At 56.6% G+C, this 25,904-nt stretch carries 25 protein-coding genes; 7 read left to right on the top strand and 18 right to left on the bottom strand.

What is annotated here, in order from left to right; translation table 11 throughout:
* The 9 genes from AC2FNB_RS10605 to AC2FNB_RS10645 all read right to left on the bottom strand — a co-directional run.
* Nucleotides 1–551, bottom strand: a 551-nt coding sequence (locus tag AC2FNB_RS10605) for a substrate-binding domain-containing protein (protein WP_496746198.1), incomplete at its 3' end; no start/stop codon positions are given.
* A 119-nt stretch (nucleotides 552–670) separates the two neighbouring features.
* Nucleotides 671–1,936 (bottom strand): c-type cytochrome, encoded by a 1,266-nt coding sequence (locus tag AC2FNB_RS10610; protein ID WP_480749904.1) that lies wholly within the window; start codon nucleotides 1,934–1,936, stop codon nucleotides 671–673.
* A complete protein-coding gene (locus AC2FNB_RS10615; RefSeq protein ID WP_496746199.1) occupies nucleotides 1,937–3,133 on the bottom strand; it encodes a formate dehydrogenase subunit gamma in 1,197 nt (398 codons plus the stop codon).
* A 75-nt stretch (nucleotides 3,134–3,208) separates the two neighbouring features.
* A complete protein-coding gene (gene fdh3B, locus AC2FNB_RS10620) occupies nucleotides 3,209–3,802 on the bottom strand; it encodes a formate dehydrogenase FDH3 subunit beta (RefSeq protein ID WP_480601309.1) in 594 nt (197 codons plus the stop codon).
* A 12-nt stretch (nucleotides 3,803–3,814) separates the two neighbouring features.
* Nucleotides 3,815–6,709 carry a formate dehydrogenase subunit alpha gene (locus tag AC2FNB_RS10625; RefSeq protein WP_496746201.1) on the bottom strand — a complete coding sequence of 965 codons (2,895 nt, stop codon included), beginning with the start codon at nucleotides 6,707–6,709 and terminating at the stop codon, nucleotides 3,815–3,817.
* A 105-nt stretch (nucleotides 6,710–6,814) separates the two neighbouring features.
* A complete protein-coding gene (locus AC2FNB_RS10630) occupies nucleotides 6,815–7,003 on the bottom strand; it encodes a twin-arginine translocation signal domain-containing protein (RefSeq protein ID WP_496746203.1) in 189 nt (62 codons plus the stop codon).
* A gap of 61 nt (nucleotides 7,004–7,064) precedes the next feature.
* On the bottom strand, nucleotides 7,065–7,676 hold the full coding sequence (locus tag AC2FNB_RS10635; RefSeq protein ID WP_496746204.1) for a TorD/DmsD family molecular chaperone: 612 nt from the start codon (nucleotides 7,674–7,676) through the stop codon (nucleotides 7,065–7,067).
* Nucleotides 7,677–7,680: 4 nt separating this feature from the next.
* The gene (locus AC2FNB_RS10640) at nucleotides 7,681–8,259 is read right to left on the bottom strand and encodes a DUF3306 domain-containing protein (protein WP_496746206.1); all 579 of its coding nucleotides are present in this window, start codon (nucleotides 8,257–8,259) and stop codon (nucleotides 7,681–7,683) included.
* Nucleotides 8,256–8,810, bottom strand: coding sequence for a DUF3305 domain-containing protein (locus tag AC2FNB_RS10645; protein WP_496746208.1), 555 nt, complete (start codon nucleotides 8,808–8,810; stop codon nucleotides 8,256–8,258). Before AC2FNB_RS10645 ends, AC2FNB_RS10640 begins: the two co-directional genes overlap by 4 nt.
* Before the next feature lie 267 nt (nucleotides 8,811–9,077).
* Here AC2FNB_RS10645 and AC2FNB_RS10650 point away from each other — a divergent pair, with 267 nt between their 5' ends.
* Complete coding sequence (locus AC2FNB_RS10650) at nucleotides 9,078–11,033, top strand: 4Fe-4S binding protein (protein ID WP_496746210.1); 1,956 nt, start codon at nucleotides 9,078–9,080, stop codon at nucleotides 11,031–11,033.
* Here the strand turns inward: AC2FNB_RS10650 and AC2FNB_RS10655 are convergent.
* Nucleotides 11,027–11,755, bottom strand: a complete 729-nt coding sequence (locus AC2FNB_RS10655) for a hypothetical protein (RefSeq protein WP_480749912.1) — start codon at nucleotides 11,753–11,755, stop codon at nucleotides 11,027–11,029. The two genes, AC2FNB_RS10650 and AC2FNB_RS10655, sit on opposite strands and share 7 nt — an antisense overlap.
* Nucleotides 11,756–11,820: 65 nt before the next feature.
* Here AC2FNB_RS10655 and AC2FNB_RS10660 point away from each other — a divergent pair, with 65 nt between their 5' ends.
* From AC2FNB_RS10660 to AC2FNB_RS10675, 4 genes are read left to right on the top strand one after another with little or no spacing between them, the layout of a single operon-like run.
* A complete protein-coding gene (locus AC2FNB_RS10660; protein WP_480749913.1) occupies nucleotides 11,821–12,018 on the top strand; it encodes a DUF6494 family protein in 198 nt (65 codons plus the stop codon).
* Entirely contained in the window at nucleotides 12,015–13,076 is a 1,062-nt protein-coding gene (locus tag AC2FNB_RS10665) for an Mrp/NBP35 family ATP-binding protein (protein ID WP_496746212.1), read from the top strand. Before AC2FNB_RS10660 ends, AC2FNB_RS10665 begins: the two co-directional genes overlap by 4 nt.
* Nucleotides 13,073–13,777, top strand: coding sequence for a biotin/lipoate--protein ligase family protein (locus AC2FNB_RS10670; RefSeq protein ID WP_496746214.1), 705 nt, complete (start codon nucleotides 13,073–13,075; stop codon nucleotides 13,775–13,777). The genes AC2FNB_RS10665 and AC2FNB_RS10670 overlap by 4 nt, the downstream gene beginning before the upstream one ends.
* Nucleotides 13,774–14,253 (top strand): DUF6505 family protein, encoded by a 480-nt coding sequence (locus AC2FNB_RS10675; RefSeq protein WP_480749916.1) that lies wholly within the window; start codon nucleotides 13,774–13,776, stop codon nucleotides 14,251–14,253. The genes AC2FNB_RS10670 and AC2FNB_RS10675 overlap by 4 nt, the downstream gene beginning before the upstream one ends.
* Before the next feature lie 93 nt (nucleotides 14,254–14,346).
* Here the strand turns inward: AC2FNB_RS10675 and AC2FNB_RS10680 are convergent, their stop codons facing one another.
* The 8 genes from AC2FNB_RS10680 to acs form a co-directional block, all read right to left on the bottom strand.
* The gene (locus AC2FNB_RS10680) at nucleotides 14,347–14,847 is read right to left on the bottom strand and encodes a flavin reductase family protein (protein ID WP_480749917.1); all 501 of its coding nucleotides are present in this window, start codon (nucleotides 14,845–14,847) and stop codon (nucleotides 14,347–14,349) included.
* An 88-nt stretch (nucleotides 14,848–14,935) separates the two neighbouring features.
* Nucleotides 14,936–16,348 (bottom strand): 3'-5' exonuclease, encoded by a 1,413-nt coding sequence (locus AC2FNB_RS10685; protein ID WP_496746234.1) that lies wholly within the window; start codon nucleotides 16,346–16,348, stop codon nucleotides 14,936–14,938.
* Nucleotides 16,345–16,869 carry a hypothetical protein gene (locus AC2FNB_RS10690; RefSeq protein ID WP_480749919.1) on the bottom strand — a complete coding sequence of 175 codons (525 nt, stop codon included), beginning with the start codon at nucleotides 16,867–16,869 and terminating at the stop codon, nucleotides 16,345–16,347. The genes AC2FNB_RS10685 and AC2FNB_RS10690 overlap by 4 nt, the downstream gene beginning before the upstream one ends.
* A 26-nt stretch (nucleotides 16,870–16,895) precedes the next feature.
* Complete coding sequence (locus AC2FNB_RS10695; RefSeq protein WP_496746217.1) at nucleotides 16,896–18,719, bottom strand: DUF294 nucleotidyltransferase-like domain-containing protein; 1,824 nt, start codon at nucleotides 18,717–18,719, stop codon at nucleotides 16,896–16,898.
* Nucleotides 18,720–18,833: 114 nt separating this feature from the next.
* Nucleotides 18,834–20,615 carry a sodium:solute symporter family protein gene (locus AC2FNB_RS10700; RefSeq protein ID WP_480749921.1) on the bottom strand — a complete coding sequence of 594 codons (1,782 nt, stop codon included), beginning with the start codon at nucleotides 20,613–20,615 and terminating at the stop codon, nucleotides 18,834–18,836.
* 6 nt (nucleotides 20,616–20,621) lie between these two features.
* Nucleotides 20,622–20,906 carry a DUF4212 domain-containing protein gene (locus AC2FNB_RS10705; RefSeq protein ID WP_480749922.1) on the bottom strand — a complete coding sequence of 95 codons (285 nt, stop codon included), beginning with the start codon at nucleotides 20,904–20,906 and terminating at the stop codon, nucleotides 20,622–20,624.
* A 173-nt stretch (nucleotides 20,907–21,079) separates the two neighbouring features.
* The gene (locus AC2FNB_RS10710) at nucleotides 21,080–21,763 is read right to left on the bottom strand and encodes an adenylate kinase (protein ID WP_496746219.1); all 684 of its coding nucleotides are present in this window, start codon (nucleotides 21,761–21,763) and stop codon (nucleotides 21,080–21,082) included.
* A gap of 7 nt (nucleotides 21,764–21,770) precedes the next feature.
* Complete coding sequence (acs, locus tag AC2FNB_RS10715) at nucleotides 21,771–23,735, bottom strand: acetate--CoA ligase (RefSeq protein ID WP_496746236.1); 1,965 nt, start codon at nucleotides 23,733–23,735, stop codon at nucleotides 21,771–21,773.
* Nucleotides 23,736–24,199: 464 nt separating this feature from the next.
* On the opposite strand from acs, the gene dctP reads away from it, so the two are divergent.
* Together dctP and AC2FNB_RS10725 are read left to right on the top strand one after the other, a co-directional pair.
* Nucleotides 24,200–25,216 carry a TRAP transporter substrate-binding protein DctP gene (dctP, locus tag AC2FNB_RS10720; protein WP_480749925.1) on the top strand — a complete coding sequence of 339 codons (1,017 nt, stop codon included), beginning with the start codon at nucleotides 24,200–24,202 and terminating at the stop codon, nucleotides 25,214–25,216.
* Nucleotides 25,217–25,274: 58 nt separating this feature from the next.
* Complete coding sequence (locus AC2FNB_RS10725; RefSeq protein ID WP_496746221.1) at nucleotides 25,275–25,904, top strand: TRAP transporter small permease; 630 nt, start codon at nucleotides 25,275–25,277, stop codon at nucleotides 25,902–25,904.

The following is a 25,904-nucleotide window of genomic DNA, read 5'->3' on the forward strand; positions in this document are numbered from 1 at the left end:
TGTTCCAGTTGCGACAGGAACAGGCGCTGGCTGGCAGCGTTGTGTTGGCGCTGCACCACCCGACGACCCCTCAGGTCTTCAAAACCGGTAATGCCAACGCTGCCGCGTGCCAACAGTAATCCGCGTTGGCGACGGGAGATCTCAATCAGAACTACAGGTGCCTCGCCCATACTGTGATGAAGGGTATGTAGGTTGAAACCGTCGGCTTCGTGAATATGCAACGCTGCGGCCTGTGCGCCTCGACGTCTGAGACGTTCCAACCCATCGAAAGACCCATCGTAATACGTTGCAAGTCCTGACCCGCTTTCCCTCAGCGCCCAGTCCAGCAATGGATCATGACTACCGGCCACGATCTGAGGCAATGAAGGTTCCGCAACCTGCGGACCTGAGTGTGACGCTTTGAGCCAAGCCAAAATCTCGGTGCGGGGAAACAGCAGTTTTCCCATAGCACGCACATGTGGAATTTCACCTGATGAGGCCATGTCATAGGCTTTGCGCTCGCCGATCCGCAGCAATTCGGCCAACTCGCGGGTGGTCAGAAACTCGGGCATTCAGTCGAGACGAACCGAGGAACCGGTGTTTGAAGCCGAAAACCCGAATTGCTCCAGCGCCATCGGGGCGGCTGCGGCGACCGCGACCATGGTGGCGAGAGCGGCCAAAAACGCTTTCATCAATGTTCCTCCTGCGAAGTGGCCCAGCGCAGAAACTCAATCAGATCGGCGCGGTCGTCTGCACTCGTGATCCTCTGCATTGGCATCTTGGAGCCCGGAATGTAGTGGTCCGGCCCAAGATCGAAAAGGGCATTTATGGTCTCTTCTGTCCAGATGATATCTGAGTTTTTTAGTATCTCAGAATACAGATAGTCTGGAAGGCTTCCTGCGCGCCGCCCCCAAAGGCCATGCAAACTCGGCCCGGCCTTGCGACCCCCATCGGAAACGACCGAATGGCAGATGGAGCATTTTCGGAAAAACTGGCGTTCACCATTGTCCATTTCGTCCGGATCCTTCAGAAATGACCGTTCCTTCTCGGCAATCAATCTGTACTCGCCCAGGGCAGACAACGGCCAACTGTACATGACATCGTCAATACCGCCAGCGTGAATGTTTTCTCCGTCCGGAGAAAAGGCCAGAGCCCACACGGGACCATGCAATGTCGCGCGAAAGTCATGGACGATCCCCCAGTTTTCTGTGTCAATCACCATGATATAGCCTTCGCCATCACCAACAGCCATGAGGCGCCTGTCGGCGCTCAACGCCAAGGCCAAAATGGGGCGGCGGTCCAGAGTGAAATCGTGTTCTTCTCCTGTGTCGAGATATAGAACACGAGTGCCGCCATCGACTGCCCCATAGGCCAACCAACCGTCATGTTCGTTCAGGACTAATTCATTGACGCCGAATTCGTGTTTGACGATGCGACGCAGTTCCCTACCGGTTTCGACATCCCACAGGCGAATGGCGCCATCGGCTCCGGCAGAGTACAACTGGCGACCATCGTTACTGAAGGTGACAGCATTCACGCCGCTACTTGTCGGACCCAGAGTTGTCGGCGAACTGCCGTCGACGGGCCATATACCGATGGAAGCGTCCCAACTGGCTGTGGCTACATGCGTTTTGGAAGCGGCGATGCCGACGATCTTACCCTTGTGTTTTCCCACAACGTCACCACCAGGCCATCGGCGCAGCGAGAAATCGTCACCCGCCGAGTAGACCGCAGTTCCATTGAAGATTACTGCATTGACTGCCGCTTTGTGGCCCTCGAGCCATTCTGGCGCGCGCCCGGACCAGATGCCCACGGAATTGTCGAAACTAGCAGTGGCAATGCGACCATCTGGAGCGACCGAGATAGCCATGATCGGCCCACCGTGTCCTTTGAGCGTGAAAAACTCTGCCGCCAAAGGCAGCGGCAGTAGGCTCAATACAAGGATAAGCGACCTCATCTACTCCGCAGGCGAGGTCGCGCTTTTGGAGGCTTGTGCCTCTCGGACCTCATCCAGCCACAGCGAATGGTGCTCACGAGCCCATTGTTCCTCAACTTCACCCGAACCCATTGCGTCGAAAGCGCCTTCCATTCCAATCGATCCCAGATAGATGTGCGCGATGATAATGGCCAGAAAACCGTAGGCGACCATTTCGTGCCATACCTGAGCAAATTGCATCTCTTTATGCGGGGACATTTGTTCGGGTAAGCCCAGCCCAAGATATTCGGGAAGTCCGGTAGCGTTAGCTATGACAAACGTCTTGGCGAACATCGGAAACTCAAATGGGAAAAGCAGTGATAAACCCGATAGGCTAATCGATATGCCAAGAATAACGCACGTCCAGAAGATGATTTTTTGTCCGGCGTTGAACTTCTTTGCCGGGGGATGGCTGCCCTTTGTGAACAAACCGCCGCCCGCAGCAAGCCATTTTATATCATGGCGGTTGGGAATGTTGTGGGCGACCCAGTTCAGCGTGATGATGATCAGCCCCAGCATAAAGGCCCATGCGATATTGTTGTGAACCCATTTGCAGGCCAACGCAATTGAAGCGAAGCCAGTTTTCCCGACAAGCGGAATCAAAAAATCTCGTCCGTAGAGCGTAATCAAACCGGTTGCTCCAAGGATCAGGAACGACCCGCCAAACAACCAGTGACCGAAGCGTTCAAAGCCAGAGAACCGTGTGACAGTCCGCCCCGTTTTCTCGCCATCGATGCGGATCTTGCCTCGGACGAAATAGAATAACAGCAGGACACCCAGCATTGCCCCCAACAGATATGTGCCATAGGTACGAAGCGGGCCAGTACGGAAATTCAACCACCACATGCCGCTGTCCTGAATGATAACACTCGAGGCCGGGCTGCGCGATGAGGTTGTTACATCCGCCGATCCATAGCGAAGAGCGCGGAACACGTCGCTGTCCGACGCAGTGCCGCGCGTGCCTAATTGCCCGATCAGCGCCTCGACGTTTCCCTGACCTGTATTGCCAGAGCGGTAATCGTTGCTGACTTGCTCACCACGCTGACGTGCAAGGATATCTTCAAGAGTCGAAGCTCCGCCTGTTGCAGCACGCGCGTTTTCACCTGTTGCCGTTTCTTGCGCAGATACATCTGCGGCCATTCCAAACGCGAATATGATTGCAAAAATCATTCGGATCATGGCGATACCTATCCCTTTTCAGAGGGAGGGGCGACCCGCAGGGCGGGTCACCTATTTCGTTATTAGGCCAGCGGTTTAACCGCCTTTTTGGTCATAGGCTGTGCCCCATCCCCAAGCGCCCGAGCCGAATCCGCGCGCCACGACGCGTTCACGGTAAATCGCCGAAACCACATCGCCGTCACCTGCCAGCAGGGCCTTGGTGGAACACATCTCGGCGCAGATGGGTAGTTTGCCCTCGGCAATACGGTTGCGGCCGTATTTCGAGAATTCCGCATTGGAATGCGTCTCCTCGGGGCCACCGGCGCAGAACGTGCATTTGTCCATCTTTCCACGTGATCCGAAATTACCCGCCTGCGGATATTGTGGCGCGCCGAAGGGGCACGCATAGAAACAATAGCCGCACCCGATGCACAGGTCCTTGGAATGCAGTACCACACCGTCTTCGGTCTGATAGAAACAATCTACCGGGCAGACCGCCATGCAGGGTGCATCCGAGCAGTGCATGCAGGCCACCGAGATTGAGCGTTCGCCTGGTTTGCCATCATTGATCGTTACCACCCGTCGGCGGTTGATGCCCCAGGGTACCTCGTGCTCGTTCTTGCACGCGGTAACGCAGGCGTTGCATTCAATGCAGCGTTCAGCGTCGCAGAGAAACTTTGCTCTAGCCATAAATCGTCCTCCTTACGCTGCCGAGATCTTGCAGAGAGTACACTTGGTCTCCTGCATCTGGGTCACTGAGTCATAACCGTAGGTCTGTGCCGTGTTTGAGCTTTCACCCAACACATAAGGGTCTGCCCCGGCCGGGTATTTGTGACGAAGGTCTTCGCCCTGGAAATGCCCACCGAAGTGGAATGGCATAAAGGCCACGCCGGCACCGACCCTTTCGGTTAGCATCGCCATAACCCTGACCTTGCCTCCCTCAGGACTTTCGACCCAGACCTGACTGCCGTCACGAATGCCAAGGTTGTTGGCGTCGCGCGGGTTGATCTCGACGAACATGTCCTGCTGCAGTTCGGCCAACCATGGGTTTGACCGGCTTTCCTCGCCACCACCCTCATACTCGACCAGTCGACCTGACGTGAGGATTATCGGGTAATCCTTTGAAAAATCGTTCTTCTGAATCGAGGCGTAGAGGGTAGGCAAGCGATACGCATGCCGGTCTTCGTAGGTCGGGTAATCCGCCACCAAATCACGCCGCGGTGTATAAAGCGGCTCGCGATGGATCGGGATCGGGTCCGGGAAAGTCCAGACGACCGCGCGGGCTTTGGCGTTGCCGAAAGGAGCACAGCCATGCTTGATTGCCACCCTCTGGATACCGCCGGAAAGATCGGTTTTCCAGTTGGTTTCCGGGCCTGCAACCGCGTCGATGGCCGCACGTTCCTCGGCCGTCAGATCCCCGTCCCATCCCAGATCCATTAGCATTTGCATGGTGAATTCCGGATAGCCATCCTGAATTTCAGCACCTGGGTTTGAGACCCCGTCAGCCAACAGGTTGTCACCATCCCGCTCGACCCCGAACCGTGCGCGGAAGCACAGGCCGCCTTCGGCGACCGGTTTGGACATGTCGTAAAGGTTAGGCGTTCCGGGGTGCCCCATCTCGGCTGTACCCCAGCAAGGCCACGGCAGGCCGTAGTATTCGCCATCGTTCGGTCCGCCCACAGCCTGCAACGTGGTTTTGTCAAACGTGTGCTGGTTGGCCATGTGACTTTTGAGCCGTTCCGGCGACTGCCCTGTATATCCGATTGTCCAGAGACCTGAGTTGAGTTCGCGGGTGATGCTTTCGACGTTTGGGGTTTCGGCATCCTCCATTTCGATGTTTCGGAACAAACGATCTGACCAGCCGAACTTATTGGCGAACTTGGCCATGATGACCTCATCCGGCAGACTTTCGAACAACGGATCCACCACCTTGTCGCGCCACTGCAGCGAGCGGTTCGAGGCCGTGACCGAGCCCCGGGTTTCGAACTGCGTGCACGCAGGCAACAGGTAGACGCCGTCAGTGCGATCATGAAGCACGGCGGAAACAGTTGGATACGGGTCTATAACGACCAGCATATCGAGCTTCTCCATCGCCGTTTTCATTTCCGGCCCGCGGGTCTGCGAGTTGGGCGCATGACCCCACAACACCATAGCCCGGACGTTGTTGTCCTGGTCCATGTTGGCCGGGTCTTCCAGAACACCATCGATCCAGCGGGATACTGGAATGCCACTTTCATTCATCAGCGGCTTATCCTTGCCATCCTTATCCTTGATCGTGGCGAACTGCCCCTTTAGCCAATCCAAATCCTCGCCCCAAACTCGCGACCAGTGGCCCCACGCCCCGGCGCTTAGGCCATAATAGCCGGGCAGGGTGTGGCTGAGTACGCCAAGGTCGGTTGCGCCCTGCACGTTGTCGTGGCCGCGGAAGATGTTGGTTCCGCCCCCCGTGGTGCCCATGTTGCCTAGCGCCAATTGAAGCACGCAATAGGCGCGGGTGTTGTTGTTACCATTGGTGTGCTGGGTGCCGCCCATGCACCAGATTACGGTGCCGGGACGGTTGTTGGCCATGGTGCGGGCCACGCGCTTGAGCTGGCTTCCCGGTACGCCTGTCACACGCTCGGTCTCTTCTGGTGTCCATTGAGCGACTTCGGTGCGGATTTGATCCATGCCCCAGACACGGGTGCGGATGAACTCTTTGTCTTCCCATCCATTGTCGAAGATGTGCCAAAGGATACCCCAGATCAGTGCCACGTCCGTCCCCGGACGAAAGCGCACGTATTCATCGGCATGGGCCGCGGTTCTTGTGAACCGCGGGTCACAGACGATGAGCGGGGCATTATTTTGTTCTTTTGCGCGCAAAACATGTAATAGCGAGACCGGATGAGCCTCGGCAGGGTTGCCGCCGATAATGAAGATGGCCTTGGAGTTGTGGATGTCGTTGTAGCTGTTCGTCATCGCGCCATAGCCCCAGGTGTTTGCCACACCTGCAACCGTGGTCGAGTGACAGATACGGGCCTGGTGGTCCACGTTGTTCGTGCCCCAATAGGCGGCAAACTTGCGGAACAGGTACGCCTGTTCATTGTTGTGTTTGGCTGAACCGAGCCAATAAACGCTGTCAGGCCCGCTTTCCTGACGGATCTGCATCATGCCGTCGCCGATCTCGTTGATCGCCTCTTCCCAACTGATGCGTTTCCACTCTCCGCCTTCTTTTTTCATCGGATATTTCAGGCGGCGTTCGCCATGGGCGTGCTCGCGAACCGACGCCCCCTTGGCACAGTGTGCGCCTAAGTTGAACGGGCTGTCCCAACCGGGTTCCTGCCCGACCCAGACGCCGTTTTGCACTTCGGCAATGACTGTGCATCCGACCGAACAGTGGGTGCAGACGGACTTGATGTTTTCAACGGCCTGATTGGCCGCTGTCTGGGCGCTGGCTGGCGTCACGGTTCCGCCCGTTACGCTGATCGCGGCCAATCCGCCGATCGTTAACCCGGACCCGCGCAAGAATGCGCGGCGATCGACGGTTTTCTCGCCGACCTGGGACAGGATACTTGTCCGCTGGGGGCGTCGCGCAACCCCGTTGGTCTTTTTCCTAAGCATGTTTTTCCTCCCTTGCACGCCATATATTCATGGCTGGCTTGGTACTCCCAAAACCCGGTGTCAGGGCCTCACGCAACCGTCGACCGGGTGGTGACGTCGTCCGGTTCAGAACCGGGCGCTGTCCAAGTAGGCGCGAGTGTGCGCGGTATCCTGAATGCGGGTTTCATCCTCGGGCTCATGCGCCGCTTCGGCTTTGTCGCTCAGGCTGGCTGCGGCGACGGCAGCAGGCGCTGCGGTTCCGGCCAGTTTCAGGAAGTCGCGGCGGGATGTGCCGGTTTCCTTGGTCTTGCTCATGGGATCCTCCTTTCCCATTTGCGATGTAGCGCCCATTCGGGCGCTGGCGAGTGGCAACGCATCACGCTGCCGTCATTCGGAACGCTTCACGCTCGATTTCCATGAATATCCGCCCGGCAGTACCGACGGAGGCATAGAGGACCGAGTTTTCGGCAGCTTCCAGATCCGAATAGAAATGCACCGCCCAAGGGGCGATGTGTTTTCTCCAGAACAACTTTTGATCGCCTAATGACGCGGGCGCACCAAAGCGCCCCACTATCATGCCCCCCATCATCTCCATCAGCGAGGCAATGTTGTCTTCGGGCTCGAACACGTTCGGTGCACGTGTGATTCCACGCGCGACCATGTCGTTTCGCAGTTGCGCCAGAGGCTTTTCGTTCAAAAAGCCGGTGAGGTAGAAACTGGCATAGGGCAACAACTCCCCACGTCCCAATCCGATAAACAGGGCGTTGAACTCGCGTTCCGCTGCGGCTGGTTTGGTCACTTTGGCCACACGCGCCATCGTTTGAATCGCTAGCCCCAAATCCGAGTCGTCGCCGCGTAGTCCTGCGATCTGATTCAACAGAATCTGTTCGGGCGGGCTAGCAAGCAACACGCCAAGAAAGTTGTAGAAATCCGCACGCGTCCGGTCTTCGGCGGCTATTTCCGGAATTTGCGCAGTCTTGGCCGTCATCAGGTTATCCTTCAAATTCGAACCGCATTCGGCGAGGGGGAGGTGCGGCGCTCAATCTGTCTTCTGTGCCAAGATCGCCGACTTCTGCAGGAGGCTCAGCCGCGAGAGCAGGGGGTGAGGGTTCGTCGTCATCAAAAATCGTCGTTTCGACCACTTCATCAACATCCGGCATTTCTGTTTCTTTTGATGCCATAGCTTCGATATGGGCTATCATGCCTTTTCCGACCTGGTATGCCGTTTGGATATTTTCGATAACCCGCGTCGTGTCAGTGAAATCTTCACCATAGTCAACCAATCCGTCAACGTTCGCCAGAACCGGGTTCAGCCGCCACAGTTGCCGCAACGCACGACGGCGAATGCGGTCGGGAACGGCACGTGCCATAAAACCTGCGATGTCATCACCCGGCTTTAGGTGGTCCGGGTCGGGCAGGTCCAGCTCGGCGAGTATTTCGGCATCGCTTCTATGTTTGAGTTCCGCTTGTTGCTCCATGCTCGCCTGGGTTTGCAGGGCAATACGCTCCGCATCTTCCTCTGCCAGAACAGCGGCTTTGCGGCGGGACCAGAAATCGTGCGAGCGACTCATTGCACGATCCTCCGTGGCGCGCGGTAGACGTCCGCGTCTTGTCGTATTCGAGCGTCGCCCTTGCCGTTCTCTACCATATCCACCCTGTTTCTGTCGCGCCGCCGTTTGACAAATGCCTCGTCGCGATGGTGTTTCAGGGTGAAATCTCGAACCCAGGCGATCAACCCCTCGGACATCGGTATCTTTTCGACGATTTCTTCGCCGGTGTCGGCATAGTCCTGTCCTTCGAATGGAGAAGCCGTGGCCAAAACAGCGTTCAAGACGCCGCTTTCGTCGCCCTCGTCGCGCAACACCAAATAGACTGAAGGTTGACTGTCGGCCAGATTGACCTTGTAGGCCTCGGTATCGGACGTCCAAAGCGTCAGAGGCAACGTGGCGGCATGATACTCGATTGCATCGCCCTCACGACGCAACTCGACCCAATTGGCAGGACCAGCGCCGGGTAGAACCGCGACCGCGCGCCAGTTCCACTTGGCCCACCGGGTCACGCCTGGTGATTTCCGAACGACTACGCCCAGCGGCATCTCAATGTGATTGGCGGCCTTGGCCACGTACTCCTCCCTGGAAGGCTCTCCCCATCCCTCCATATTGTGAACTATGGTACACAAAACAGCGCTGTGCCAAGCCCGGAGAAAAGATTATTTTTGTGTTCACCATTATTTTATCAACTAAATAACCAGTTCTGTGCTGCTGGCTTGCGGAAATTTATGAACTATAGTGCAGAAGGAGTGGCGGCCTGTCTGCCTTGATTCTTACTGACTTGCTGTTCGAACGATGGATGGAGAGACAGTTGGGCTTGGTTTGTCCGAGGGGAGGACATGAAGAAAACACTGCTTTTGTGCGATTGTGCCGGAACGCAATCGATAGATGGGGATGCGCTTTCCAAGTCTTGTGGCGCAATGTGCTCGCGCGTTCATTCGGCGCTTTGTACGAGCGAACTGGCCGCCGCCGCCAAGCTAATGCAACAAGACACGGAACTGTTTATTGCTTGCAGCCAAGAGAAGGTGGTTTTTCAGGAACTGGCGGAAGAACTTGGTGCCGATACCGTCGGCTTCGTGGATCTGCGCGATCGGGCAGGGTGGTCGGATGAAGGTGCCAACGCGATGCCGAAAATGGCGGCACTAACTGCCGAAGCCATGCTGCCTATTCCAACAACGCCCAGCCGGGATGTCGTCAGCGAAGGAGTCTGCCTTATCGTCGGGCCGGGCGACGTGGCTTTTGACCTTGCATTGCGGTTGTCGGATTGTTTGACCGTCACTGTATTGGTAACGGACAATGCAACACCTGTGTCGCGGGCATTCGATGCTGTACGTGGAAAGATCAGGCAAGTTCGTGGCGCACTTGGTGATTTCGAGTTGCGCCTTGATGCGATGCAGCAACTTTGTCCTGGCGGGCGTGACACCTTTGAGTGGTCTGCGCCGCGTGATGGTGCCCGGTCGCAATGCGACATTGTGATCGATCTGACGGGCCAACAGGCCCTTGTGCAGTCGCCTCAGAAACGCGAGGGATATCTCCGGGCCGACCCTCGCGATGCTATTGCGGTCGCTGGACTGGCTTTTGAAGCGGCGCAACTGGTCGGGACATTCGAGAAACCCTTGTATGTTCGTCTTGATGAAAGTCTTTGCGCTCATTCCCGTGCAGGGCTGTCCGGCTGTTCGAATTGTCTCGACATTTGCCCGACCGGGGCGATAACCGCAGCGGGCGACCACATTCAAATCGATCCGATGATTTGTGCAGGATGTGGTGAGTGTGCAGCGCTTTGTCCGTCGACTGCAATCACCTATGAAGATCCTCCACTCGCGTCGCTCATTTCGCGTATACAGATTCTGGCACGCACCTATCGTCAGGCTGGTGGCTTGTCGCCGCGCCTATTGGTGCATGATGGGTTTGGGGGCGAGATGATCCGACTGGCGGCCCGGTTCGGGCGCGGGTTGCCAGCCAGTGTGATCCCGCTTGAGCTGGGCGTCGTGTCCGGTTTTGGACATGCAGAGATGCTGGCAGCTCTGGCGCACGGATTTGCACGTGTGGACGTACTAATCTCTCTAAAAACGGAACGTGATGCCTTGCTGCGCGAACTGGTATTGGCGCAAGCAATTGCAGGAGAGAACGCAGTCGGTTTGATAGACGAATCCGACCCGGACGTGCTGGCGGAGATTTTGTACTCTCAGCTTGTGCCGGTCCCTCTATCCGCTCCGGTTTTGCCACTTGGCAACCGTCGCCAGATTACTCGACTTGCCGCAAAGGCGCTGAATCCCGATGCGCCCGATCCATTGCCGCTGCCTGCGACGGCCCCTTATGGCGCGATTGCCGTCGACACCGACGCCTGTACGCTTTGTCTCAGCTGTGTGTCGTTGTGCCCTTCGGGCGCACTGATCGACAACCCGGACAAACCACAACTGAACTTTCAAGAAGATGCCTGCCTCCAATGCGGCATTTGCCGGACGGCGTGCCCGGAGAAAGCGATCACGTTGGTGCCTCAACTAAACCTAATGGATGCTGCTCTGTCACAATGTGTTCTGAACGAAGAGGAGCCTTTTACCTGCATCGAATGCGGAACACCTTTCGGGGTGGCATCCACAATCAAGCGGATCATGGAAAAACTGGCGGGCAGCCATCCCATGTTCGCGTCCTCGGAACAAGCGCGCCTAATCCAGATGTGCGACGATTGCCGTGTTCAGGCCCAATTTAACAGCAAAAACAACCCGCTCACCGGCAATCCTAAACCGCGGATTGTCACTACCGAAGACTACTTCAGCAAGCGCAAGGATCACTGAGTTTGCAAAGGCGCGCCAAGATCTGCAGCAGCAACCACGCTGACAAAAGCGAGAATCGCTTCCAGTTCGGATTGGGTAATCGTTACTGGATGGATTGGTGGCGGACGTCCGAGATCAAAAGGCGACGTTACCCCTTCGATCTGGGTAAAGGCTGGATGCGGATTAAGCGCATAAAACTGCTGAAATCGCGTGGACCAGTCAGGCAATGACCGCAACACTGCGAATGAGGGTGTCGAACCAAGCCCGTTCATTCGGTTTTCCGGCCCGATCACATGGCAACGACCACAATGAGTCAGAGAGAGTTTCGCGCCAAGTTGCGCATTGCCTTCGAAATCGGTTGTTTCATCAATGGACGCAATATCAATACTCGCGGCAAAAGGGATGCCGTCATGAGGCCGATAACTCTCGACTGTTCGTTTGCCGATGTCGGACAGAAGCCACTTCCGAAATCGTTGCTGACCCGCTTTTGCTTCAGTTCTTAAAAAATACAGCGTGCCGCCACGCTGGAACACGGGGTCCCCTGGCGCTTCAGTGACGATCAACATCGGTCCGTTTGAGTCTGCAACAACCTTAACGCCGGTCTTGAGGGAAAAGCGTGGAAGAATATATTTCAACAAACCCGATTGAACAACTTCATCAGGTGCAGACAATCCCAATACCTCCTGCGACCAAGAGGGGCTGGCGTAGAGCATCAGGCTCAGGCACAACGGGGCAAAGCGCATGGAACAAGCCTAGAAGGATTTGGACGAATGCGTCAAATGAACAGTATGAGATGGAGACACATGCGATGAGTTGTGACTACAACATGTCGATGCGAAAATTCCTCAAGCAGGTCGGCGTGACCAGCCAACAGGCCATCGAAGAAGGGCTGCGCAAGGCAGGCAATCCGTTGGGCAAGAGCTTTGAGGCCAAGGTTGTGCTGACCATCGAAGGGCTGGAAGTCGAGCACGTTGTGACGGGCCAGATTAAGGATGACAACGCATGAGCATTCGTGATGCCGTTTTGGCCAACCTCAAGAAAATCACTGATCCAGTTTCCGGGCAGGACATCGTGAGCGCTGGGCTTGTTCGCGCGCTGAATGTCGAAGGCGATACCGTACGATTCGTTCTGGAAATCGATCCCAAACAGGCCGAGCGGATGGAACCTATCCGTGCCACGGCCGAGCAGGCGGCAAAAATGGTCTCGGGCGTCGAAAAGGTTTCGGCCATGATGACCGCACATTCTGAAAAGACGCCGCCGGACCTGAAACCAAAACCGAAGCCGTCCCAATCCGGGCCGCAGGCAGTGCCGGGCGTGGATCGCATCATTGCAGTTGCTTCAGGCAAGGGGGGGGTGGGCAAATCCACGGTTTCGGCCAATCTCGCCTGTGCACTGGCCGCGGAAGGTCGGCGAGTTGGGTTGTTGGATGCCGACGTTTACGGTCCTTCGCAGCCGCGGATGCTGGGCGTGTCAGGCCGTCCGGCAAGCCCTGATGGTAAGACGATTTTGCCTCTGCGAAATCACGGTGTCACCATGATGTCTATGGGATTGATGGTGAATGAAGGCCAGGCCGTGGTCTGGCGCGGTCCGATGCTGATGGGCGCCTTGCAACAGATGATGGGTCAGGTGCAGTGGGGCGCGCTTGATGTGTTGATCGTCGATTTGCCGCCAGGGACTGGCGATGTGCAACTGACACTCAGTCAGAAGTTCAAGGTGGATGGGGCAATCATCGTTTCCACCCCACAGGACGTGGCCTTGATCGACGCCCGGAAAGGGATAGATATGTTCCGTCAACTCAAGACGCCGATCCACGGGATGATCGAAAACATGTCGACTCATATCTGTTCCAATTGTGGATATGAAGAGCACGTGTTTGGTCATGGTGGCGTTGCGACCGAGGCCAAGGCGATGGATGTGCCGCTATTGGGGGAAATCCCCTTGCACCTCGATATCCGGATCGCGGCGGATGGTGGGGCCCCCATTGTGGTCAGCAAGCCCGAAAGCCCACAAGCTGACGCATTCAGACGTATCGCCCGCGATCTGATCGCAAAAGGGCACGCATGAATCAGCCGGTCTTTCCTCCCTTGCTGGCCGGTCATCCCGTGCGGGGTGGGGAAGATCCTTTTGTTCGTGCTCAGGCCCTTGCCGAACTAGGCTGTGATTCGGGCACCGTGACCTATAACATCCAGGCCGACTTACTGCGGGTGGCGATTGTTTTCGCGCCCGAAGTTCCGCTGAGCGACGCAATGGCGATGCTACCTCTATGCGCTGTGGGGTTCCAGAATGCCCTGGGCGTGCAAGCGCCACCAGAGGTGGCGGTTCACCTGAGTTGGGACGGGCTGATATGCGTCAATGGAGCTACTTGCGGGTATTTTCGCGCCGCGGCCTCCACGGCCGACTCTGAACAGGCACCCGATTGGCTCGTGATCGGATGGACCTTGGCCTTGATGCAAACTGACGCGCCGGGTGACATGCTTGATAATACTGCGCTTTATGATGAAGGTTGCGCCGAAGTATCTCCTGTCGGGCTGATCGAAAGCTGGTCGCGACACATGCTGACCTGGCTCAATCGATGGCAAGAGGACGGCAACGGCCCCTTGCACGGCGAATGGATGGGACTTTTGCGCGGCGTCGGTGAACCGGTCACTCAATCAGGGATTCACGGGATATTTGTTGGAACGGACGATCGGTTCGGTATGTTGATCCGGGAAGGAGCCGACACTCATTTGTTACCGATGGAAACGGTGTTGGAGGGGAGGGAATGAAACTCGCGCGCGCAATCCATTTCGATGAAAGCGACCTGAATGTCTTTCATTCCCCGGCGCGCACCGGTGAATGGTGTATTTCCGGTGGATTCGAGTTTTCGAACTGGTCGCAAGCCGATTTGGAGGGTAAGGCGAAGCAGGCGTTTTCCAATGGTTGGCTTGGGTTAGAAACGTTTGGGCGCGTGACGTTCGTTGCAGTGACCCAAGTGGAACAGACCGAGTTTGAGCGATTGATCAAGGGACTGGCCGACTACTTCGTAAGTTTTTATGGCGCACCGTCCGTCGAAGCGGCACTGGATGTCGCGCGCGATGAAATCGTGTTCATGGCCGATCTTTGTGACGACCACTCTCCAAACACCTTGCTTACGGTCGCCCGCACATTGGGAGATGCTGGAGTTCATGAAACTTACCGCGTAATTACTCCTCAAGAGGCAGAGTTGGCGGCATTTGCAGTTCATGGGATAATGGACGACTGAGTTTTTCCAGGGGACGCGGCCTCTCTTGTCCTGTAGGTAATTCACTCCCTCGTTTTGTGTTTGGGAGCAATAACGATATGGCGGTTGGTGAGTTCAGAGAAGGTCTTTGAAAGCTCCATACTGGCCCCGTTTAAACATCAGGCCTTTGCCGGTGCGGTACATGACCTGCTCTACCTCTCCGACTATGATCAAGTGATCTCCTGCTTCGTGCCGGGCGTTCAACCGACAATCGAACCGGGCAAGACAACCCGATAGCAAAGGGGTGCCGTTCGTATCCGGTGTCCAAGTGGTATGAGTGAAATCGAACCCATTGCGGGCAAAACGAAGCGCCAGACCCTGCTGGTCTTCGGCCATGACGTGAATGGCATACCGGGTTGATGTACTAAACGCTTCGAACCGGTTGGAGTCCTTGCCCAGACACCAAAGCACCAGTGGTGGTGTCAGGGAAACCGAAGAAAATGAGTTGACCGTTATTGCGACCTGACCGGTCGGTGCTGCCGTCGTGACGACTGTGACGCCGGTTCCAAAACAGCCCAATGCCTCGCGAAAGGCAAGGGTCGCCTCCGTGCCGGGAACAAAGGTTTTTTCAGTCATCGCGCGCGCTCGTGTTCCTGAGTCGGTCCCACCTGCCATGCCTTGGGCAGTTTGTCCATGCAAGCAGGGCACGCAAGGCGCCTTTACGTCAGTTTAGGTCTTCGAGCAGGCGACCGTGTTTGCGGGTCTCAGCAATCACATCGCCAAAGGTCTGCATGCCGCGGGCCTGAAGCATGGGAAGCATCCTGACCAGCACCTCTGCCGTAGCTTGCGCGTCGCCCAGCGCAGTGTGTCGCAAAGATTCTGGAATCGCGACGTCTAGCCGGTCGCACAGAGCGTCGAGTGTATGAACCTCGCTGGCGCCAAACAGAACGGCGGAGAGTAGTACTGTGTCCAGGATCGGATGATCCCAGACGACCTCCATAGGTTTCGCATGCCGACGAAGAAAGGCCATATCGAAAGGTGCATTATGCGCCACAATTACTGCATCGCGAGCAAAGTGATGGAAGGCTCGGCCAGCTTCGACGATATCCGGCGCGCCCCGAACCATTGCGTCACTTACTTTGTGCACCTTGGTGGAAGCAGGAGGGATTGGTATTCCCGGATCCACAAGTGTATCCAAACTCTCTCCCGAGATAATCCGTCCCTTCAGGATCCGGACAGCCCCAATTTGCACGATTTCGTCTTTGTGCGGTAAAAGGCCGGTGGTTTCGGTGTCGAACACAACAAAGCATAAATCAGCGAGACGTCGGTTTTCAAACGCCTCATCAAGATGCGATTCCAGCAGATCGAAATCATAGACCAGCGGGCGTTCGGATTCGGGCGATATTTGCGCTGTGGCTTCATCAAAAATCAGCATGTATCCAGGCGCACTCCCAAGCGGTTTCATTCGCACCGCGTAAGATTGCGTTCCGTCTGTACCGGTCAGAGTGCAGGATACATCCCTACCTGTCTTGATGAGTTTCGCGTATGCCGCCTCCAGTGCATCGCGGCGCAGGTAGTCAAACAGGGATGCGTTTAGGCGAGGAGGAGCGATTTGCGCCAACACCTCGGCAGCCTGCCCGTCATAGAGCACGATATGGTGTTTTGGGCTGGCCAGAACCATGGCCACCGGAATTTCGGTGAGGAGCGCGGTCAAGCGTTCCTTTTCGGCGGTCAATCGCGCAGTTTCAGCAGCTACGGCTTCGGCGGTGTTCATGGCCGTCTCGGACAGAACGCCGGCAAGCCCGGCGGCGGCCGGGGCAAGATCACCCAGATAGCGGGCGTTATGCATATCCAGATCGGTGGCCACTCCGGCATACGCCCGCGCCCGCATCTGCGCGGACAAGCGTTCAATCGGCTTGGCGACATTCTCGTCGAATAACAACCAAACCCCGACAATCAATCCCAGCAATCCAAAGGCGACAAGCAACCCACTGAAGACGAACGCATCCAGCATGTCCGGTGCGTTTGCTCGGCTATAGCCCAACCACAAAGCGGCGCCGGTCACGCTCAACCCGCCCAAAGCGAGCAGGCAAAAAAATAAAAACACGCGAAGTCGCAGGCTTAAGTGGGCCATCACTGCTGTATCTCGCACGTCGCTGAAATTACCAAATCAGTTTTGTCCGCCTCTATCCAGTTGGCATTCAGCACCTCTCCATCAGAGGCGAACTCAACACCATCGGAAAGGTCTGCCCGACGCAACTGGTTGCAATCTACGGCTATAGGCAGCTTGGACACCGGCGCCCAGCGGCCGAAGAAATAGAGATCGGCAAGGCGTTGACCAGGGACTTTTAAATTTGTTTGAACCGAAGCTTCATCGACTGCGGCAAAGCGTACGACAAATGGTGCCAAATATGTCCAGGGGCGGTAGACCGCACGGCTTTCGACTTCCTGCACGACTATCATCTCTTCGGGAAGGGCGGCGCGGGTTCGGTCGTACCAAGAGTATTCGCTGATGATCGTTACGCCGATCATCCCTAATCCTGCGGCCACCGGGGCCAGCCAGCGCGGCAAACGGCCTCCGGTCGCACGGTTGAAGATCATCACCAATCCAGCGATGGCAATGCCCGCAAAGACCGTTGCAATCAGCTCCAGAAACATGGCTTGTTCTCCCAATCCGTCTTGTGTCAGCTCAGCATGCTCTTGCCGTGTCCGACCGCTGATTGCATGGTTTTTACCACGACAAAGGCGTCGCGCAGATGACTTCGTTCAAAATCGGACAGGTCCGCGGGAACCAGATAGTTATTGGGCTCGACGCCTTTTCGCACCAGTGCCGCCTGGTGCTCAAGCCGGGTTTCCGCAATCAGGTCATAGGCATCAAGAAGATCGCGTGCGCCGGACGAGCTGAGCACGCTGGCCGCTTCGGCTGCCTTGAGTCGCGCACGAGTATTCACCTCAGTCAACTTTCCCTGCAACGCATAGACCCGCCCAAGGTCCACCACGGGCACAACCCCATTGTGTTTGAGGTCGAGCGTGTTGCGGTGCTCACCCGACCTGATAGTAGCAAAACCGCGCAACAGACCCAGCGGCGGTGTATGTTTCAGTGAATTCGCGATCATATGGGCCACGAAGATCGAATTTCGGCTGGCCGCTTTCAGGGTGTCAGTCTGCAGGTCGGAAAACAGATCGAATGTACCGCCGATAGGGCGCAGATCGAACATGACAGACGCCAGCATTTGCGCCTCGGGGTTGGGTTTGGCGATCCAGCCGGCGAAGTAGTCTTTCCACACGCGCACAGGCTGACACCAGCGCGGGTTCGTTGCCATCATGTCGCCGGGGCAGAAAAAATAACCACAGATATTAAGGCCACCAGACACGAATTCCGCCAGCGCCTTGAAATAGGGCATGTCTGCGTCTGTGGCGGCATCATCCAGCATAATGCAGTTGTCCTGATCTGACACCCCGGTTTGTTCTTGCCGACCTTGTGAACCGCACGCTAGCCACAGATATGGCACCGGCGGCGGGCCGAACTTTTCCTCGGCCAGGCTTAGCAGACGGCGCGTGGCGGTATCGGCGATATCCGTGATCAGGCGCGTGACAACTTCGTGCCGGTTGCCGCCTGCCACAAGTTGTACCAGCAGGCGCGGAATTTCGGCGGTGACTTTCGCCATTTCCTCTGCGTTGGTCGCCCGTGAGATGGCACTGACCAGCTCCGCAGAACTGACCGCCTGGAAACGGGTTAGGTCGGTTTGGGTGACCATACCCACCAATCGACCACTCTCAGTGATCGGAATATGTCCGATATGCCTTTCCATCATTGCGTGCAGCACATCCGAGCCGATGTCGCTTGGTGACAGAGTCAAAGGGTGTGCAGTCATGACCTGAGAAATGGGTGTAGAGGCGGGCAGCGCTTCTGCCACGACCTTCCCGGACAGGTCCCGTACCGTTACTATGCCTTTCAGGGTTTCTTTCTCGGTAATGCAAATCGAGGAAATTCCCCTGTCGCGCATTATACGCGCTGCGTCTTGAACGGGTGTCTCGGGTGGGCAGGTGGCGGGATTTCGCGCCATCAAAGTATCAACCGAACTTGTTGCCAGACTGTCTTGTTGCGGTTTCGGGCTTCGCGCGCGGTTGAAGAACTTGGCAAATACTTCGTGTTGGGCAATCAGATCATGAAACAGGTTCGGCGGTAGCAACAGCAGAACGGAATGTGTGTCCGCGCGGGCGCTGGTAACTGCCTTGCCATCGCGCAAAAGCCCGCGTTCCCCGAAAGAATTACGCATGCCGAGGTGAGAGACGACGACACCATTCTCATCACTGATTTCGATTTGACCTTCGTAGACAATGAACAACCCCGGCAACGTCTCGCCAAGGTCGTAAACGGCGAAATCGGTTTCGACCTCCCATGCGTCTGCCCGTGTTGCGATTGTCACCAGCACGTCGGTCGGTAGCGCGTCATAGGGGTGTACCGATTTCAGAAACCTGATGATCTGTTCTGGTGACAATGGCATTAGGGCAACCTTGAAATGAAACGGAAAGGTCCCGCCCGGAATAATCGGGCGGGACCATCGGGTCAAAGAGGGCAGGCCTCATACGGGAGGGAACCAGTCCAGAGGCCCGACACCTCAGTGATCCTGCGCAGCACCCGCACCACGCGGAATGCGCACGCTTTCGACCAGGTCTTTGATCTCCTGCGGGGTATCTTTGGTCATGCCGGCGACCACATAGGCCACGGCAAAGTTGACAGCCGCACCGATGGCGCCGAACGAGGTCGACTTGACCGTACCCAGCAGCGGGTCGGCATCGGTGAAAGAGTTGGTGTCCGGAATGAACAGCCAGCCCTTGTGCAGGAAGATATAAACCAGGGTCACGATCAGGCCTGCCAGCATGCCTGCGACAGCGCCGGTGTTGTTGATGCGGGTCGAGAAGATCCCCATCATCAGCGCCGGGAAGATCGAGGCGGCAGCCAGTCCGAAGGCCAGAGCAACCGTTTGCGCGGCAAAGCCCGGCGGGTTCAGACCCAGATAGGTGGCAACGACGATGGCGACGGCCATGGCAATCCGCGCAGCCAGCAGTTCGCCTTTTTCCGAGATCGACGGGTTGATCGAACCTTTGATCAAATCGTGGCTGACAGCCGAAGAGATAGCCAACAGCAGACCTGCGGCTGTCGACAATGCGGCGGCCAGACCACCAGCGGCAACCAGACCGATCACCCAACCTGGCAGGTTGGCAATCTCTGGGTTCGCCAGAACCAGGATGTCGCGGTTGAAGTTGGTCAACTCGTTGCCGACCCAGCCTTTTTCGGCTGCCTTTGCTTGCATGGCTTCGGAAGCATCGTTGTAATACTGGATCCTGCCGTCACCATTCTTGTCTTCCCAGCCAAGTAGGCCGGTTTTCTGCCAGGTTGCCATCCAGTCATAGCGAGCGTCGTTCTCGATCTGCTCGACCGAGACGGCTTCGCCGTTGGTACCGTTGGGCCACATCATATCAGTGATATTCAGACGGGCCATGGCGCCAACAGCCGGGGCGGTCAGATAAAGCAACGCGATAAAGACCAGCGCCCAACCTGCCGACCAGCGTGCGTCGGCCACTTTTGGCACGGTAAAGAACCGCATGATGACGTGTGGCAAACCTGCAGTACCGATCATCAGAGACAGGGTGAAGAGCACCATGTTGAAGGTGTCGGCATGATGAGCGGTATATTCGGCAAAACCGAGTTCGCTCACGATTGCGTCAAGTTTGGTAAGAAGCGGCTCTCCGCCCGCAGTGTCGCCGAACAGGCCAAGGGCCGGGATAGGATTGCCGGTCAGTTGCAGCGAGATAAAGATCGCCGGAATGGTGTAGGCGGTGATCAGAACGCAGTATTGGGCGACCTGGGTATAGGTCACACCCTTCATGCCCCCGAACACGGCATAAGCAAAGACCACACAGGCGCCGATCAACAGACCGGTGGTATTGCTGACCTCAAGGAAACGACCAAAGGCCACGCCGACACCAGTCATCTGACCGATCACGTAAGTCACCGATGCGACGATCAAGCAGATTACCGCCACGATGCGCGCAGTGGGGCTGTAGAAACGGTCGCCGATGAATTCCGACACAGTAAACTTGCCGAACTTGCGAAGATAGGGAGCAAGAAGCAAGGCCAGCAGCACGTAACCACCGGTCCAGCCCATCAGGAACGAGCTGTTATCGTATCCGGTAAAGGCAATGAGGCCTGCCATTGAAATGAACGAGGCCGCCGACATCCAGTCGGCTGCTGTCGCCATACCGTTAGTGACCGGGTGTACACCGCGACCGGCGGCGTAGAATTCTGATGTGGAACCAGCGCGGGCCCAGATTGCGATGCCGATGTAAAGCGCAAAGGACGCGCCCACAAACAGCAAGTTGATGGTAAACTGATCCATGGCGGCTTACTCCTCTTCGACGCCGTATTCGCGGTCGAGCCGGTTCATCCGCCAGGCGTAGAAAAAGATCAGGGCCAAAAAGACCAGGATCGAACCTTGCTGGGCGAACCAGAAGCCCAGATCGGTTCCACCTACGGTGATTCCCGATAGCATCGGGCGCAGCAGAATGCCAAACCCAAAGGATACCAGCGCCCATATGATGAGGCTGACGATGATGATCCGCACATTGGCTTGCCAATAACTCTTGTCGGCTTCGGCCGTCTGTACGGAGTTTGTAGTACGATCCGCCATGGCGGTTCCTCCTTGCTTCCTCCAAGGCTGCCCGCTGAGCGGACAAACCCTCTCCACGTGCCTGCCGCCGTATCAAGACGATCAGACATACCTTTACCGGTCCGCCTAGGCGGTTGATCCGGTTATATACTCAAGGGGGAGGGGTGGCGTTAACCGTCCCCGGTATTGCTCGCTTAGTCCATCGCCCCCTTGACGATGGTTGCGAGGCCCTGGGCGATCTCGTCTATCCCGCCCATGGCGTCAATTTTCTTCAGAAGGCCCTTGTGTTCATAATAGTCAATCAAGGGCGCGGTCTGCTCATGATATGCGCATAGTCGGGATGCGACGGTTTCTGCGTTGTCATCCGCGCGGCGGCTAAACTCCGAGCCGCCGCACTTATCGCACTTGCCGTTTTCGGCTGGTTGCTTGAAACTGTCATGATAGCCTTCGCCACAGCCGGCGCAGGTGTAGCGACCGGAAATGCGCTTGACCATTACGGCGTCCTCCACCTCAAGGCTGATGGCTGCGCCAATCTCCTGTCCGGTCTCAGCAAGCAACGCATCAAGTGCCTCGGCCTGCACAGTAGTGCGTGGGAACCCGTCAAGTATAACGCCTTGGGCGCAGTCAGGTTTCGCCATACGGTCACGCAGGATTGCGATGACGATCTCGTCGCTCACCAGATCACCTGCTTCCATGACAGCCTTTGCTGCCAATCCTGCCTGTGTCCCGGAAGCAACCGCCTCGCGCAGCAAATCGCCCGTCGAAAGCTGCACTAGACCAAATCTTTCTTCCAGCATTCGCGCCTGAGTTCCCTTTCCGGCGCCCGGAGGGCCGAGAAGGATCAAAACGGCGGGAGTGGTTGTCACAGCCGTGTCCATCACACCCTCACTTACTGGCCCGATTTTGAATCAGGTCTTCGACCACTGAAGGATCGGCAAGTGTCGAAGTGTCGCCCAGAGATCCGAAGTCGTTTTCTGCGATTTTTCGAAGAATACGGCGCATGATCTTGCCCGAACGGGTCTTGGGCAGGCCCGGGGCCCATTGAATGACGTCCGGACTGGCAATCGGTCCAATCTCGGTTCGGACCCACTGGCGCAATTCCTTTCGCAGTTCCTCGGAGGGTTCGCGGTCATTCATCAGGGTGACATAGCAATAGATGCCTTGCCCTTTGATCTCGTGCGGATAACCCACCACAGCTGCCTCGGCCACGGCGGCATGGGCCACTAGTGCGCTTTCCACCTCGGCGGTGCCCATACGGTGGCCCGAGACGTTGATCACGTCATCGACCCGACCGGTGATCCAGTAATCGCCATCGGCGTCACGCTTACAGCCGTCGCCAGTGAAGTAATAACCTTTGTAGTCGGCAAAATAGGTCTTTTGGAAGCGTTCGTGATCACCCCAGACGGTGCGCATCTGACCAGGCCAGCTGTCTTTGATGCACAGCACGCCCTCGACATCGTTGCCCTGTATTTCCACACCCGATTGAGGATCGAGAACGACAGGCTGGATGCCGAAGAATGGCTTCATTGCCGACCCTGGTTTCATCGCATGTGCGCCTGGCAGTGGCGTCATTAGGTGACCGCCGGTCTCGGTCTGCCACCATGTATCGACGATCGGGCATTTGCCCTTTCCTACAACCTCGTTGTACCAGTTCCAGGCTTCGGGATTGATCGGCTCGCCAACTGTGCCCAAGACTTTAAGATCACTCAAATCGCATTTCTCGACAAACTCGTTACCCTGGCCCATCAGGGCACGGATCGCGGTGGGCGCGGTATAGAATTGATTCACTTTGTGCTTTTCACAAACCTGCCAAAAGCGCGATGCATCAGGGTAGGTTGGCACACCCTCGAAAATCAGCGTGGTCGCGCCGTTGGCCAACGGGCCGTATACGATATAGCTGTGACCAGTCACCCAGCCTACGTCGGCAGTGCACCAGTACACATCGCCATCATGATAATCGAAGGTGATTTCATGAGTCATTGACGCATAAACGAGGTACCCGCCGGTAGTGTGTACCACTCCCTTGGGCTGACCGGTTGAACCAGACGTATACAGGATGAACAGCGGATCCTCTGCACTCATCTCTGCCGGCGCACAATAGTCGTCTACTTCAAGCGCCATTTCATTATAGTCAAAATCACGACCCTCTATCCAAGTCGTCTGGCCGCCGGTGCGCTTGACCACGAGGCATTTCACGGTGTCCTTGCAATGTAACAGGGCGGCGTCGGCGTTGGATTTCAAGGGGGTCTTGCGGCCACCGCGCGGGGCCTCGTCGGCTGTGATAATCACTTTGGCGTCACAGCCGTTGACACGGGCCGCCAACGCATCCGGGGAAAAGCCGGCGAAAACGATGGAGTGGATGGCGCCGATCCGCGCACAAGCAAGCATTGCATAGGCGGCTTCTGGGATCATCGGCAGATAAATCACCACGCGGTCACCCTTACGCACGCCCATAGACTCCAGAATATTGGCCATCCGGCAGGTGCGGCGGTGCAATTCGGCGTAGGTGATGTGCTGGGCGTCGTCGGTCGGCTCGTCCGGCTCCCAGATGATCGCAGTCTGATCGCCGCGGGATTTCAGATGACGGTCAAGACAGTTGGCAGACACATTCAGTGTGCCATCGGCGTACCAGTTGATCGAGACCTTGCCAAAGCTGTAGTCAACGTCCTTTACTTGGGTGTATGGCTTTATCCAGTCAACACGCTTGCCCTGTTCATCCCAGAAAGCGGCTGGATCGGCGATCGAGGCGGCATACAATTCGGCATATTTTTCCGCGTTTACGTGCGCACGTGCTACGGTTTCGGCAGATGGCGGATAAACTTTGGCTTCTGAATGAGCAGCGGCGTTCATTCTTGGGCTCCTCCCTGTCACTGAATGTTCCGGGACCGTTTTCGCCCGCATGGAGAGCATTGTCGATCCGGTTCCTACCCTGCGACGGATAATAGTCATATCTGAAAATAAGGAAATAACTTGCTGTAATCCAATGGTTTGTGTGTAAATAAGTTTTTCCATATCGGTAAAATAGTAAATTTTTGGCAAGAAAGTTATCATAAAATCCTTTATTTTCAATTGATAGAGAGTCAATGACACGGGCTTGGTTTCAATCCTCTCTCGCGTCATGGCGGCCTTCCGCGCGAAAATTACCTTGACGGGTCGCGCGACATTTTGTTCCCGTTTGCGCTCGCGGTTCTGGTGAACCGTGAATTCTGGGTGACAGGCCGTCAGGAGCCCAGGGGTTGGCAGTCGTGAATGTTGGCGCTAGCTTCTCTTGCAAGCGGCCTGCCATGAGGTTCGCGGTCAAGGGAGAGATCATTATGAACAAGATGTTGAGCGGAGCGGCCGTTGCCGCCCTGAGCCTTGCTTTTGTCACCGAAGCTGCAGCGACCGAATGGAACGTTTCGGTTTGGGGCAAACGGCGGGCTTTTACCGAACATGTTGAAAAACTGGCGGAACTGGTCAGCGAAAAAACCAGCGGCGAGTTCACGATGAATGTAAGTTACGGAGGCTTGTCTAAACCGAAGGAAAACCTCGACGGCATTTCAATCGGGGCTTTCGAAATGGCCCAGTTTTGTGCCGGCTATCACCGCGACAAGAACCGGGCGATTACCGTGTTGGAGTTGCCGTTCCTCGGAGTGAACACCCTAGAGGAGGAAGTAGCGGTCAGCCATGCGGTCTATGGGCATCAAGCCGTCAAGGACGAGATGGCGCAGTGGAACGCGCAAATTCTCATGACCTCGCCGATGCCACAATACAACCTGGTTGGAACCGGCGATCCGCGTGATGAGCTCGCGGAGTTCGACGGCATGCGTGTTCGCGCAACTGGTGGACTGGGTCAGGCATTCGAAGCGGTTGGTGGCGTGCCCACCTCGGTTCCAGCGACCGAAGCTTATAACGCAATGGAATCTGGAGTTGTCGATACAGTAGCCTTTGCCCAACACGCGCATCTTTCGTTCGGCACCATCAACAAGGCCGACTGGTGGACAGCCAATCTGAATCCAGGCACCGTCAACTGCCCAGTGGTGGTGAATATCGAAGCCTTCGAGGCGCTGAGTCCAGAGCACCGCGAAGCACTTGAGAGTTCGATTGATGAAGCGATTGCTCACTACCTGGCCAACTATGGCGAGCTGCTCAAGAAATGGGATGGCGTGCTGGAAGAAAAGGGCGTCGAGAAGGTGATGATCTCGGACGAGACGATTGCAGAATTCCGTGCCAAGGCCGCCGACCCGATCCGGGATCAGTGGATTGCCGATATGTCGGCGCAGGGTCTGCCGGCGCAGGAACTCTATGATCTGGTGCAGTCAACGCTAAGCGATCAGCGCGGCGGAAGCTGATTCTATCGACCGGGCCCTTGTGCCCGGTCACTTCAATCGCCCATCAGGAGAAAACGAGATGGCAGGACATGCCACGGTACTGGAGGATGACAGCCTCCTGAGCCGTTTGGATCTGGCCCTATTGCGGCTTGAAAAGTTAATGGCATTGCTCAGCGGCATTGGCGTGTTCTGCCTGATGGTTCTTGCGGTCGTCTCTGTTGGTGGACGCAATACGATGAATGCGCCGCTGCCCGGATACGTGGACTGGATCGAACAGGCAATGCCGCTAATTGCGTTCCTTGGAATCTCGTTCGTACAGCGAAATGGCGGTCATATCCGGATGGATATCCTTATCGCGCGACTGCATGGCCGCGCACTGTGGTTGTTTGAATTGGTTTCGGTTGTTCTGATCCTGATCCTGATGATGGCGCTGGTTTGGGGCAGTTGGGCGCATTTCGACCGGTCCTTTGACTGGGGTGCACCGCTGTGGAGCCGTGATAGCTCGATCGATATCGGCATTCCAATCTGGCCAGCCAAGCTGCTCGCCCCGTTAGCGTTCTCAGTGTTGTGTTTTCGACTGCTTTTGCAGACTTGGGGCTATGGCCGCGCATTTGTGCGGGGTGTGGATAGACCCGTTGCAGTTCCGCTCATACAGGACGCGGCAGCGCAGGCAGCAGCCGAGGCCGAACAGTTCGAAGGGCAGGAATAA

This window comes from Ruegeria sp. BHSB058 (genome assembly GCF_059613285.1).